The following is a 12,483-nucleotide window of genomic DNA, read 5'->3' as shown; positions in this document are numbered from 1 at the left end:
GATTTAGTTGCCTGGTAAGATTAAGACGTTATCTTTAACACGGGGAAGGACAGTTTAATTGAAGGGTCAAAAGGGGTATCATGCCAAAAATGTCATCATTTTGTCTCATGCGCAGAACAGCCGCATTAGCAAGCAAAATTTAAAAAAAGATTATGGTGTCTGAGCCAATAGCGCAGAAGTACCCCACTCATGAGTATATTTCGGCCATAGAAATTCCTGCAGAAATGACTCCTTTTCCGTCGAAATAATGAATTGAAAGACGATTTTCTCTTCCACACCTTTAAAATACACAGCTTTTTCGTCAAGAAAAACGATACACAATTGTTTAGTCTGGTTATCATATCCTATTTTTACAAAACTTTGGTTTCCCCAGGTTTCTGAATCAAAGTTGGTGTAGTTCATTGCATCACCTCGTCTCCAAATTTTTAAAATTTCTATTAGTTATGTTTATTAGATATTCATGGTCAACTTCCTTCTTCTCTTCCAAAACTAGTATTAATTCGACAAAAACAGCCATTTTTTTCAGAAAGTTTAACTTTATTAATGGGTTAAAGTATAAGAAAAGAATAAGGCTTTCGCCATAAGTAGGGGGCGACAAGCCTGGTTTTTTCTAATAGTATCGTATTTATTGGTTCATCTTACGGAATCTTGTATAATATAACAAGGATAGAAGGAGGGCTATTATTTATGGTAAATAATAATAAATATACACGAAGTTCACGTCGCCAAAAAAAGAATAAAGGAAATCGTGCAATCGTTTGGCTGGCTAGTATAGCCGCTGTCATGGTGGTACTATTGATTGCTTTCTTTATGATAAATCTGAACAATGGTGATCAAACTGCAGAGGAAGAAGGAGAAAAGTCAATAACACTAAAAGAACAATATAAAAAAGAAAATGAAGAAGAGAGTAATGATCAAGAGAATAATGATTCCGAAGCGGAGTCTGAAGATGAGCAGGCCAAAAATGAAAGTTCAGATGACAGTGAAAATGAAGAAGAGAATTCGGATGAGAATGATAAAGAAAAGGTAAGTGAAGAAGAGGAGCAAAAAGAAAAAAAAGATAAAGAGGAAGAAGAAAAAGAAGAAAGCAAGGAATCTGAGGAAGAAACAGTAGAAGAAAGTAATAAACCTAATGTGGAAAAAGTAATTACAAAAAACTGGTCTCCTGTACCTACTAAACAGGATAACCATACACGAGTTACCTTTAATGAAGGTTCCCAGGATTGGGAGGAGATGACTGCTGCCATTGCTAAAGGAGCAGGACTGTCAAAGGACGATATGATTGTTTGGTGGGTTGACGGAAACGGACCCGACAAGGTAGTGGGAACAGTTACCAATAAAGATCAGACAGATAATTATCGTGTGTATGTTTCCTGGGTAGATGGAGAAGGTTATCAACCCACCAAAGTAGAAATCCTTCATGAAAACGATAAAAAATAAATGATTGGTCAATTTTAGAACTGGGATGACAATAGGGGGAACAGTAATGACGATTGGTATTATCGGAGCAATGGATGAAGAAGTGGAATTTTTAAAAAGTAACATAGAGGAACTAAGCGAAGAAGACGTGGCAGGTGTCCACTTTATTAAGGGGAAATTACGAGGCCATCATGTAATTGTGCTTAAATCAGGTATAGGTAAAGTTAACGCGGCTATGGCCACTACGATACTTCAGGAGCGGTACCAGCCTTCTCATGTGATCAACACCGGCTCTGCAGGGGGATTTGCCAAGCAGCTGGAAGTAGGAGATGTTGTTATTTCGTCTCTAGTCACTCATCATGACGTCGATGTAACGGCATTTAAATACGAGTATGGACAAGTACCAGGTATGCCTGCCATGTATCCTGCAGATGAAAATTTAATAAATCAGGCAGAGGATGCAATCAATAAACTTAATGTATCATCTGCAAAGGGGATTATTGCTACAGGGGATGCATTCATGCAAGAAGCGGATCGTGTTGATTTTGTAAGAGGCAAATTTCCTGAAATGATTGCTGCTGAAATGGAAGCGGCAGCGATTGCTCAAGTATGTTATAAATACGGCACACCATTTGTGGTGATTCGGGCATTATCCGATATCGCCGGTAAAGAATCAAACATTTCATTTGATAAGTTTCTGGGTACCGCCGCAGAGAATGCCGCTAATATCATCATGAATATGTTAGAAGATATACCAGAATGAACGATATCTCACAATAATTACCACAAAAGCCGGGCCAACATCCATGTTACAATGAAAATTATCGGAGGTGGTCATCGGTGAAAACTATGAAACAATTAGAAAGTAAAATAGAAGATTATAAACGATTTGTCATAACGTTGATTATACTAAGCAGCTATTTTTTCGTTGGGACCATCATCAGTATGCATGTTTACCAGAATCAATTAGAAGAGATGATGATGACCCTGACACTAATAGGTCTCACGGCTGCCTTTTACTTTACACTTAAACTATCCGATTTCCAAAAGCGAATATCGGAGGAAGAATAAAAGCAGGTGAACGATATGGATCGCTCACCTGCTTTTTTGTATTTTATAAAATTTACAAGAAAAGACTAAGTCTTTCGCTATAAGCACCTGGCGAAAGACTTAGTCTTTTCTAATGCCTGTTATCTATAATGGTGAAAGTAGAACCAATAACCGCCGCCAATGATCAAGAGTAATAGTAAGAGTACGATTACAACTGCATACCATTGCCCACCAGGATTATAAGCCCCGTACGGATAAGGCGGGTAAGGACCATAAGCATACATAGGCCAATCGCCTCCTGAATTAGGTTCTTACCCTATCATATGCCTGTTTTCAATCATTCGTTATAGTGGATGTACCCATTTTTGATCGCTCATGTTTATAAAATTCATGAAAAATTTTCATTAACGCTCTTTTTTCGATACGAGAAACATAACTTCTGGAAATGCCTAATTCTTTAGCGATTTCCCGCTGGGTTTTTTCTTCTTCAGCATTTAAACCATAACGTGCGATCAGTACTTCCTTCTCCCGTTCATCCAGTACAGTGATAAAGTCTTTTATCTTTTCTAATTCCATTCCTAATTGAATTTGCTCTACAACATCCACATGTTCTGCTTTAAGAATATCAATGAGGCTAATTTCATTTCCTTCTTTATCCTGCCCGATTGGATCATGGAGGGACACGTCTTTCTTTGTCTTTTTCAAAGCTCTTAAATGCATGAGTATCTCATTTTCTATACAACGAGCAGCATAAGTAGCTAATTTGGTTCCTTTATTGGGAGAATAACTCTCGATTCCTTTGATTAGACCGATGGTACCAATGGAAATCAAGTCCTCCGTATCTTCCTTGGTATTCTCAAACTTCTTTACAATATGGGCCACAAGCCTTAAATTATGCTCGATCAATAAATCTCTCGCTGCTGGGTCGCCTTCTTGTAATCGTTTTAGTTGTTTGGCTTCTTCTTCTGGAGAAAGTGGATTGGGAAATGCCTGGTTTTTAACATAGGAAACGAATAGGAAAGTTTCCTTGAACAAATAGATAAGGGACCCCAGGATGCTGGACATGCTAACAGACCTCCTCCAGTATTGGGCTTTTAACCTATAAGTTACCTTATGTAACAAATGGAGGAATTGTGTCTGTCCAGATAAAGATATAACAATGAAAATAAATAAAAGCCCTGCCATACCTCGTATGACAGGGCTTCTTTCCAATCAGTTGTCTATTGATTTACGTTTTTCTTTTACAACATCAGCATAATCATCTCTAACACTTTTGTCCCAAAGTTTAACACCGTTATGGTAACCCGCTCTGGAAATCATATGCCCGGAGACAGGTGCGGTCATAAAGACAAAAATAGTGCCTAATATCAATTTTCCGCTGATAATCCCATGTTCGATGAATAAAAATAGAAAAGCACCAATCATGATACCGGCAACGCCGAGGGTAGCTCCCTTTGTGACGGCATGAAGCCGGGTATAGACATCTGGAAACCTTAAGATACCTACCGAGCTTGAGAAAATGAAGAAGGTGCCGATCAATAGGGATAGGATGATGAATATATCGATTATTATACTAATCAATGTCCCGCTCAATGATAACACCCTTTTCTAAGAATTTGGCGATAGCTATGGTCCCGATGAACAACAAAATACCGATCAATAGTACAACGTCATTCAATTGAGTAGTTACCAGCAGTATAGCCATAAGACCTGCTAAAGCCATCAAGTTAATTCCGATGCTGTCGAGCGCAACTGCCCGGTCGGGATTGGTTGGCCCTACGATAGCACGATACATCAACATAATAACAGAAATGGAAATGATGATGATGCACAGGATTGCAACTGCAGGAATCAACGATTGGGTGACGTTATATATCTGCTCCATCATCTGGTCACCTCCATGATTGCTTTTTCGAACGTTTCTTTAATATCATTAATTGATTCAACTACATCCGGGATATCCATCGCGTGAATGTAGATTTTAGAATAGTCTTCACTAACTGCGATGGAGAGTGTTCCAGGAGTCAGAGAAATCAAGTTCGCTAACATGGTAATTTCCCAATTGCTTTTTAATTCAGTAGGCAATGCAAAAATACCAGGCTGCACATCCAGTTTAGGCTTATAAACCAGTTTTACAATATCAATGTTAGAAAGGATAAGCTCCTTCATAAATAGCAGCAGCAGCTTGATTACTTTTAAGACACGGTTTAAATAAAATGCATCAGGTATAAACCGTCGTAAGACGTAGAGCAGAATTATCCCAATTATATACCCTACAAGAAAAGTGGTGAATGTATAGCTTTCGCTTAAGAACATCCACATTAACGCTATGACAATGTTAATGACAATTTGAAAGTTCATGATCACTACTCCTTCAGCACAGAATCAATATAGAGTTCTGGCGCCATCAGGTACTCAGCTATAGATTGAATTGCAGGGTAGAACCATTCTGCTCCTACACCAAGTGTAACGGACAATGCCAGTAATCCGGCAATCGGCCATACATACCCATCAGCCGCACGTTTGTTAACTGTAATATCTTCGTTTTTCTCTCCCCAGAAGGCTCCAATGAAGATACGGATCATGGAAAAGAGAATGAGCAGGCTGGTCACTAAGGTGACAATAACTATGATGACCTCTTCTTCAGCAAGGCCACCTTGAAGTAGTAATAACTTCCCAATAAAACCGCTGAACGGAGGGATACCGGCCAGTACGAGGGAAGCTAAGAAAAACATCCAGCCAAGAAATGGGTAATGATGAATCATCCCACCCATTTTTCTCAAATCTGAGGTACCGGCCAAATGAGCAAGTGCTCCTACTAAGAGGAAGAGTGCTCCTTTGATAATCATATCATGGACCAGATAATAAACTGTGCCGCTTATTGCTGTTTCTGTGAAAATACCAATCCCCATCAACATAAATCCAACGGCAGGGATGATATTATAAGCTACAATCAGCTTCACATTATGGGTAGATAAAGCGCCGATTACTCCAAAAATCATGGTCAAACCTGCAAGCCAAAGGAACAAGTTATGAGTCAAACCTGGCTCGTGGGTGAAAATCAATGTAAATACTCTCAAGATAGAGTAGATCCCTACTTTAGTCAGTAACGCTCCAAACAAAGCGGAGACTACTGGGTTCGGGACAGAGTAGGAGTTAGGCAGCCAGTAATACAGTGGAAAGACGGCTGCTTTTGTTGCGAATACAAAGAACAACAGAATAGCAATAGTTGTCAGGATTCCCTGCTGCTCAACTTCTTGTACTCGTTCAGCAATTTGAGCCATGTTAACTGTTCCTACTACCGCATAAATAAAGGCAATTGCTGTTACAAACAGCATGGAAGAAAATAAATTCAATAAAAGGTATTTGATGGACTCTCTAAGCTGGGCCTTGCCTCCTCCCAACACAATTAATGCATAAGACGCCATCAATAATACTTCAAAAAATACGAAGAGGTTGAATAGATCTCCGGTAAGAAAAGCACCACTGACCCCGGAAATCAGCCAAAAGAAGAAAGCATAGAAATAGAAGCCTTCTTGCTTGTCGGATAATGATTTTGGTGCGAAAAATGCAGCAGCGACTGCAACAAGGTTGGTAGTTAATACTAATGTTACAGCCAACAGGTCGCCCACAATTATAATTCCAAATGGCGCTTTCCAGTCACCCATTTCTAAGATAAGGGTGCCATTTTGCTGCACATGGAAAAAGATGTAGATGACAATAGCCAGGTTGAGAATGCTAAGGAATTTTGCTGATCCTCTGGCTAAGGGTAGTTTTTTTGCTATGAATGCTAACCATATTCCAGCTAATAAAGGTATGAGGATTGGTAGTATCGCTAAGTTACTCATAATCGTTGCCCCTTAATTCTTCAATATTATCCGTTCCATTCACTTCAGAGGCCCGATAGGCTAAAACCACAAGAAAGCTGGTTACCCCGAAGCTGATCACGATGGAGGTCAGGATTAAAGCCTGTGGCAATGGATCAGTATATTGTTCGATCCCTTCCACGAGAATTGGAGGAGCGCCTCCTTTTAATCCTCCCATTGTCAAAATGAACAAGTGAGCGCCATGAGATATTAGCGCTGTCCCGATTGCAATTCGCAATAATTGTTTTTGAAGGAGGTTATATACACCTGTGGCAAATAGTAGACCTGCCAATATGGACATGATGATTTCCATTATGCATCCTCCTCCTTATTGCTTCGTAATTTAACCATGCCATAGATGCCGAGTGCCGCAATACCAAGAACAGCTATTTCGAATAAAGTATCGAGGCCACGCATATCGACAAGGATGACATTGACGATATTATCACCGCCGCCCAGTTTGTAGGAATTTTCTACAAAGTAACTGGAAATAGAATCAAACCAATTACTGCTATGGGCGGAAATAGCTACAAGGGTCATTAATGCACCGAATCCGATAGAAATAGTGAGATTCAATGCCTTTGTACTCCAACCCTGTTTTCTCATTTTCAGTTGAGGGAGATGGTTGAAAACCATCAGGAATAAGGCGACAGTGACTGTTTCTACAATCAGCTGGGTTAATGCCAAATCCGGCGCGCGATAGATGACGAACAGGATGGCAAGACCATATCCAACGACCCCTAAAATGATAATCGCTGCCACTCGGTTATTAGCTAAAATGGTACCTACTGCTGCAACAGCCATCATAATGGCAACGAGTATTTCAGCAACTGTAATCTCGGCACTATCAGCCATGTTGAATTCGAATCCGGCAGTAGCGGCCATAAAACCAAAGGTAATAATTAATATTGCTCCCAATATGAGGCGGAAATAACGTCCTAGCGAACCATTCATATATGTTTTAGTTATACGTGCGGAGTATGTTTCCGCCCGTTTAACAGAACCATCATATACTTTATTCATACTTAAAGGACCAGGGATAAACCGGTAAACAGCTTCCCACTTCGTACGAGTCAGCACTAGAATAGTTCCAAAAGCCAGGACTGCAATCGACATAATCAATGGCAGATTGATTCCATGCCAGAAATAGATGTGTTTATCAATTTCTCCTCCATAAATTGAAGCGGCAGCATGACTGATAAACGGCTTATTAATTAGTTCAGGGAAAAGACCAATAATGATCACCCCGGCTACTAATACGGCAGGGGATATAAGCATACCGATAGGTGCTTCATGTGGCTTTTTCGGTAATTCAGAAATTTGGGCTTTACCTCGGAATGTACCGAAGAAAAAGTACATCGAATAGACAAATGTAAAGATGCTTCCAAAAACTGCAAGATAAGGCAATGCTTGTTGCATGAAGCCTGCCACGGCATTGCTAGTAGATTCTAAATCCAATGTAGCATCGAAAAACATCTCTTTACTATAAAACCCATTTAAGAATGGAAGCGGGAATCCAGCCATGGAAAACGTGGCTATTAGTGCAAGCGTCGCGGTTATAGGCATGAACGTCATTAATCCGCCAAGCTTTCGAATGTCCCGGGACCCTGTCTCATGATCGACAATCCCTGCGACCATAAACAAGCTTCCTTTAAATGTTGCATGATTCAAAATATGAAATACTGCTGCGAAAATAGCGACCTTCGTGCCAAATCCCAGCATCGCCATAATCATACCCAACTGACTGATTGTTGAGAAAGCAAGAATCCCTTTGAGGTCTGTCTGGCGGACTGCCATGTAGGAAGCCCACATTAATGTGATGATTCCAAACCCGCTTACAATGACGAAGAACCATTCGGACTCAGCAAAAATCGGAATATTACGAGCAACCAAATAGATACCTGCTTTAACCATGGTAGCAGAATGGAGGTAGGCACTGACAGGTGTCGGTGCTTCCATCGCGTCTGGCAGCCAGATATGGAAAGGGAATTGGGCAGACTTAGTAAATGCCCCTAACAATAATAACCCCATGATAAGAGGAAAGAATTCATGGTTTAAAATGATGCTCTTTTCTGTAATCATTTGCTGGATGCTTGTGGTATTAGTAATGACAGACATGAAAACAAGAGCACCTAACATACTTAAACCGCCAAAGACGGTGATAAGCATAGACTTTAATGCTCCATATCGTGATCCTCTCCGGTGATTCCAATAACCAATCAACAAGAAAGAAGAAAGGGAAGTGAATTCCCAGAAGCTGTATAAAACAAATACGTTGTCAGAAAGCACCACGCCAAGCATAGAACCCATAAAAATAAGGAAATATACATAAAAATTGCCCAGCTGTTCGGACTTATGCAAGTAATAAATGGAATAAAAAGCGACCAGGGTACCTATTCCGCTGATCAATAAGACGAATAATAAACTTAAGCCATCCAAATAGAAATTCATATTCATATCCAAGGACGGAATCCAGGAATAACTTCTTGCTTCCGGCTGGAACCCTGTACCAAGGAATTGTATGAAGTAGATGAATATAACTAGAGGGACTAGCGTAACAAAAATCCCTGTATGTATCCTATCTTTCCATTTAGCTAAGAATGGGATGAAGATGGATGCTAGAAATGGTAGTAATACTGCAAACAACATCAAGCTGTTCCTCCTCTGAATAATATAAAGAAAGTCTCCTGCAGACTGCTCATAACAAACATAGTCACTCAATTGTAATCAAAAAATACTCGATTATTCAACTAAATGTAACTAATTCTTATTCTTTTGTTAGTGTGTCCTAAAATGTTATTAAATAAGAAGAAACGCGGTATATATGTAAAAAATAAAAAACGCACTTTACATGGAAAAGTGCGTTAGGCGTTAACTGTATTAACTTGTTTTTTTTATGGAAGGTTGTATGGATCTTTTATGTAATTCTTCTTCAATCAGTTGAATGAATTCTTCGCTTAAATTTAATTCCAAGGCTTTTTGATAGGATTCGATTAACAATTTGTCTGTTAAATGTTCCATAAACCGCCACAGAAGCTGTGACGTTCACCTCCAATCAGGTGTTTTCTTTCTCCAAACCGTTCATTTATCAATTGTGTATCCCAACTTTACCATGAAAATTACCCCCATACAACAGAGCAGTTATCTACATGCTGGTGTAGATAACTTGTGCATAAATCAGTATTTTTTGTTGGATATGTTGTCAAAGTTATGTGGAAAATGTGCACAAACTTATCCACAAGTAAAAATATAGCGTAATTTGTCGAACGATTTTTGTGATAATACGATTTACTTTGAAACATGCGTTGAATTTGTATATGATGGTTAAGGAGTAAAGAGGCACGGGTAAATAGTGAATGAGGTGACAAGGATTGCTCAATAAATTTTTACCAAACGAACATGTTGACAATGTATTCGATATCAGACCGGAAGAACTGAAAGCTAAAGGTATAAAAGGGATCATTACGGACCTGGATAATACACTGGTGGCTTGGGACGTCAAAGAAGCTACACCGGAAATAGTCCAGTGGTTCAAGGTAATGAATGAACATGGAATCAAGGTTACGATAACTTCTAATAATAAGCAGGAACGCGTGCGAGTATTTTCTCAACCACTGGATACAAGTTTCATTTATAGTGCAAGAAAGCCTTTATCCTATGCTTTTAAAAAGGCCCAAAAGCAAATGGAATTGAAGAAAGATGAAATAGTGGTCGTGGGAGACCAGCTGCTTACAGATGTACTTGGGGGTAATTTTGCAGGTTTCCATACCATATTAGTAGTTCCAATCGTAGAAACAGACGGTTTTTTTACACGTTTCAATCGAAAAATTGAACGCAGAATCCTGAAGTGGATGAGAAGAAAAGGCAAAATTAAATGGGAGGAATAAAAAAGTGATGACATCAATAGTTTGCCAGGGGTGTGGCGTAACAATTCAAACAGAAAATCCTGATGAACCTGGTTTTGCTCCCAGTTCGGCATTAGAACGTGAAGATATCATTTGTAAACGGTGTTTCAGGCTGAAAAATTATAATGAAGTACAGGATGTACCCTATCAGGATGATGATTTTCTTGAAATGCTGCATCAGATTTCTGAGACAAACAGCCTGATCGTTAATTTAATTGATATCTTCGATTTTAATGGAAGCTTTATTCCTGGTCTTGCGCGATTGACCGGAAATAATCCTATTATATTGGCTGGAAATAAAATGGATGTTCTTCCTAAGTCAGTAAATCCCAATAAAGTAAAAGATTGGCTGCGAAAGTCTGCTAAGGACTTGGGGATGAAAGTGGAAGATGTATTTTTGATCTCTGCTGCCAAAGGTCAAGGAATAGAAGAATTATCGGCAGCTATCGAGGAAATGAGGAAGGACAGAGATGTCTATATTGTTGGTACGACTAATGTTGGTAAATCTACCTTTATCAATCGGCTGATCAATCGTACCAGCGGGGTGAAAGATGCAATTACCACTTCTTACTTCCCTGGCACAACCCTTGGGTTTATCGATATTCCTTTGGATGAAAATTCTTCCCTATTTGATACACCTGGTGTGATTCACAGGCACCAGATTGCACATTATGTCTCAGACAGGGATTTGAAGTTAATCACGCCAAAAAAAGAGATAAAGCCGATGGTTTTCCAGCTTAATGCAAAGCAGACCCTATTTCTCGGTGGATTAGTCCGGCTTGATTTTGAAGAAGGAGATAGAAGCTCGTTCATATGTTATGTCTCTAATGACTTGCCGATTCACCGGACCAAATTAGAAAAAGCGGATGAATTGTATAAAAATCATTTAGGAGAGTTGTTATCTCCTCCAGATAAGATTACTATGAAGCAATTACCAGAAATGAAGCCGACATCTTTTCGTATTAGCGAAAATAAAACAGACATCGTCGTTTCTGGACTTGGTTGGGTAACTGTTCCAGAAGGACCAGTTTCGGTAACCGTCCATGCTCCAGAAGGAGTAAAAGTTTCGTTGAGAGAATCATTAATATAGTCAGGGGGCGTGAGAGGATGAAGTTAGGTTTAATAGGGAATCCGATCAAGCATTCCTTATCACCATGGATCCATACTCGTTTGCTGAACCAGGCAAACATAGCCGGGTCATATGAATTGTATGAAATGGAACCGGGAAGTTTTAAAGAGCAGGTAAGCTTTTTAAGAAAAGAAGCACTGGATGGCTTCAATGTCACCGTGCCTTTTAAACAAAAAATTATGACAGAATTAGATGACATTGACGAACAAGCAAAATTGCTCGGAGCAGTAAATACAGTTAAAAACCTCGATAGTAAATGGATAGGTTATAATACCGATGGAAAAGGTTTTCTTCATTCTTTACGAGCCAAATACCCTGAGCTTTTTGATAAGAATATCAAAGCGCTGATCATTGGTGCAGGCGGGGCTGCCAAGGGAATTTATCATACGCTTAAGAATGAGACAACTGGACATATTGATATAGCAAACCGCACCTCCGAACGTGCTAAAGAGATGATGGAGGCTGGAGCTGAGAGTGGGAACGTGGATATCCTTACACTCCAGGAAGCGGAAAGTAGAATCGCTGACTATGATTTAATCATCCAGACTACTACGGTTGGTATGAAACCAAATGTAGATCAGCAGATTATTTCTTTGAGAAATTTAAGTGAAGATACAATAGTCAGTGATATCGTATACCAGCCTCTTATGACTTCATTTTTAAAAGAAGCACAAGCTAAAGGTGCTAGGATACATCAAGGCCATGAAATGCTTTTATATCAAGCGGTATATGCTTTTGAAATCTGGACAGGAATCTCAGTGGAAGAAAGCCGGCTTCTCGAGGAGCTGGAAGAACAATTGAAAGGAGCATAACCAATGCTTACAGGTAAACAAAAACGATATTTACGCTCACAGGCACATCATCTGAATCCTATTTTTCAAGTAGGGAAAACCGGAGTAAATGAAAACATGATTGCTCAAATCGATGATGCTCTTGAAAAGAGAGAATTGATAAAAGTAAGTGTTCTCCAAAATTGCATGGAGGATAAGAATGTAGTGGCAGAAGAGCTTGTGGAAGGAACCGGAGCTGAATTAGTCCAAATAATCGGTAATACCATCGTATTGTATAAAGAATCAGAGGAAAACAAAGAAATTGTTCTTCCTTGATAAGGGGA

General features: G+C 39.4%; 17 protein-coding genes. 7 read left to right on the top strand and 10 right to left on the bottom strand.

The window, feature by feature from the left end:
* Positions 1–150: 150 nt before the first annotated feature.
* Positions 151–402, bottom strand: coding sequence for a KTSC domain-containing protein (locus B9Y67_RS19155; RefSeq protein WP_085508946.1), 252 nt, complete (start codon positions 400–402; stop codon positions 151–153).
* A 285-nt stretch (positions 403–687) separates the two neighbouring features.
* Here B9Y67_RS19155 and B9Y67_RS19150 point away from each other — a divergent pair, with 285 nt between their 5' ends.
* The 3 genes from B9Y67_RS19150 (at position 688) to B9Y67_RS19140 (ending at position 2,490) form a co-directional block, all read left to right on the top strand.
* On the top strand, positions 688–1,440 hold the full coding sequence (locus B9Y67_RS19150; protein ID WP_085508945.1) for a YrrS family protein: 753 nt from the start codon (positions 688–690) through the stop codon (positions 1,438–1,440).
* 46 nt (positions 1,441–1,486) lie between these two features.
* Positions 1,487–2,182, top strand: a complete 696-nt coding sequence (gene mtnN, locus B9Y67_RS19145) for a 5'-methylthioadenosine/S-adenosylhomocysteine nucleosidase (RefSeq protein WP_085508944.1) — start codon at positions 1,487–1,489, stop codon at positions 2,180–2,182.
* 86 nt (positions 2,183–2,268) lie between these two features.
* On the top strand, positions 2,269–2,490 hold the full coding sequence (locus B9Y67_RS19140) for a YrhC family protein (RefSeq protein WP_139823856.1): 222 nt from the start codon (positions 2,269–2,271) through the stop codon (positions 2,488–2,490).
* 119 nt (positions 2,491–2,609) lie between these two features.
* Here B9Y67_RS19140 and B9Y67_RS20820 read toward each other — a convergent pair whose 3' ends face one another.
* From B9Y67_RS20820 to B9Y67_RS19100, 9 genes are all read right to left on the bottom strand, one after another.
* Complete coding sequence (locus tag B9Y67_RS20820) at positions 2,610–2,753, bottom strand: hypothetical protein (RefSeq protein WP_176224055.1); 144 nt, start codon at positions 2,751–2,753, stop codon at positions 2,610–2,612.
* Between the two features lie 49 nt (positions 2,754–2,802).
* Positions 2,803–3,534: an RNA polymerase sporulation sigma factor SigK gene (sigK, locus tag B9Y67_RS19135; protein WP_062446902.1), complete on the bottom strand. Its 732-nt coding sequence runs from the start codon at positions 3,532–3,534 to the stop codon at positions 2,803–2,805.
* A gap of 147 nt (positions 3,535–3,681) precedes the next feature.
* A complete protein-coding gene (mnhG, locus tag B9Y67_RS19130) occupies positions 3,682–4,047 on the bottom strand; it encodes a monovalent cation/H(+) antiporter subunit G (RefSeq protein WP_254901869.1) in 366 nt (121 codons plus the stop codon).
* Complete coding sequence (locus tag B9Y67_RS19125; RefSeq protein ID WP_085509247.1) at positions 4,043–4,354, bottom strand: Na(+)/H(+) antiporter subunit F1; 312 nt, start codon at positions 4,352–4,354, stop codon at positions 4,043–4,045. Before B9Y67_RS19125 ends, mnhG begins: the two co-directional genes overlap by 5 nt.
* Positions 4,354–4,830, bottom strand: coding sequence for a Na+/H+ antiporter subunit E (locus B9Y67_RS19120; RefSeq protein WP_085508941.1), 477 nt, complete (start codon positions 4,828–4,830; stop codon positions 4,354–4,356). Before B9Y67_RS19120 ends, B9Y67_RS19125 begins: the two co-directional genes overlap by 1 nt.
* Before the next feature lie 5 nt (positions 4,831–4,835).
* Entirely contained in the window at positions 4,836–6,317 is a 1,482-nt protein-coding gene (locus tag B9Y67_RS19115) for a Na+/H+ antiporter subunit D (RefSeq protein ID WP_085508940.1), read from the bottom strand.
* Positions 6,310–6,648 carry a Na(+)/H(+) antiporter subunit C gene (locus tag B9Y67_RS19110; protein WP_085508939.1) on the bottom strand — a complete coding sequence of 113 codons (339 nt, stop codon included), beginning with the start codon at positions 6,646–6,648 and terminating at the stop codon, positions 6,310–6,312. The genes B9Y67_RS19115 and B9Y67_RS19110 overlap by 8 nt, the downstream gene beginning before the upstream one ends.
* On the bottom strand, positions 6,648–8,984 hold the full coding sequence (locus B9Y67_RS19105) for a Na+/H+ antiporter subunit A (protein WP_085508938.1): 2,337 nt from the start codon (positions 8,982–8,984) through the stop codon (positions 6,648–6,650). The genes B9Y67_RS19110 and B9Y67_RS19105 overlap by 1 nt, the downstream gene beginning before the upstream one ends.
* Before the next feature lie 231 nt (positions 8,985–9,215).
* Entirely contained in the window at positions 9,216–9,356 is a 141-nt protein-coding gene (locus B9Y67_RS19100; protein WP_085508937.1) for a sporulation histidine kinase inhibitor Sda, read from the bottom strand.
* Positions 9,357–9,706: 350 nt separating this feature from the next.
* Here B9Y67_RS19100 and B9Y67_RS19095 point away from each other — a divergent pair, with 350 nt between their 5' ends.
* The 4 genes from B9Y67_RS19095 to yhbY are packed head-to-tail and all read left to right on the top strand — an operon-like array spanning position 9,707 to position 12,475.
* On the top strand, positions 9,707–10,222 hold the full coding sequence (locus B9Y67_RS19095) for a YqeG family HAD IIIA-type phosphatase (protein ID WP_085508936.1): 516 nt from the start codon (positions 9,707–9,709) through the stop codon (positions 10,220–10,222).
* Between the two features lie 7 nt (positions 10,223–10,229).
* The gene (gene yqeH / locus B9Y67_RS19090) at positions 10,230–11,330 is read left to right on the top strand and encodes a ribosome biogenesis GTPase YqeH (RefSeq protein ID WP_085509246.1); all 1,101 of its coding nucleotides are present in this window, start codon (positions 10,230–10,232) and stop codon (positions 11,328–11,330) included.
* A gap of 17 nt (positions 11,331–11,347) precedes the next feature.
* Complete coding sequence (aroE, locus tag B9Y67_RS19085) at positions 11,348–12,181, top strand: shikimate dehydrogenase (protein ID WP_085508935.1); 834 nt, start codon at positions 11,348–11,350, stop codon at positions 12,179–12,181.
* A gap of 3 nt (positions 12,182–12,184) precedes the next feature.
* Positions 12,185–12,475 carry a ribosome assembly RNA-binding protein YhbY gene (yhbY, locus tag B9Y67_RS19080; protein ID WP_085508934.1) on the top strand — a complete coding sequence of 97 codons (291 nt, stop codon included), beginning with the start codon at positions 12,185–12,187 and terminating at the stop codon, positions 12,473–12,475.
* Positions 12,476–12,483: the final 8 nt, after the last annotated feature.

It is taken from the genome of Thalassobacillus devorans, assembly GCF_900176565.1.
Lineage (GTDB): Bacteria > Bacillota > Bacilli > Bacillales > Halobacillaceae > Thalassobacillus > Thalassobacillus devorans_A.
This window is presented reverse-complemented; position numbering and strand designations above follow the sequence as displayed.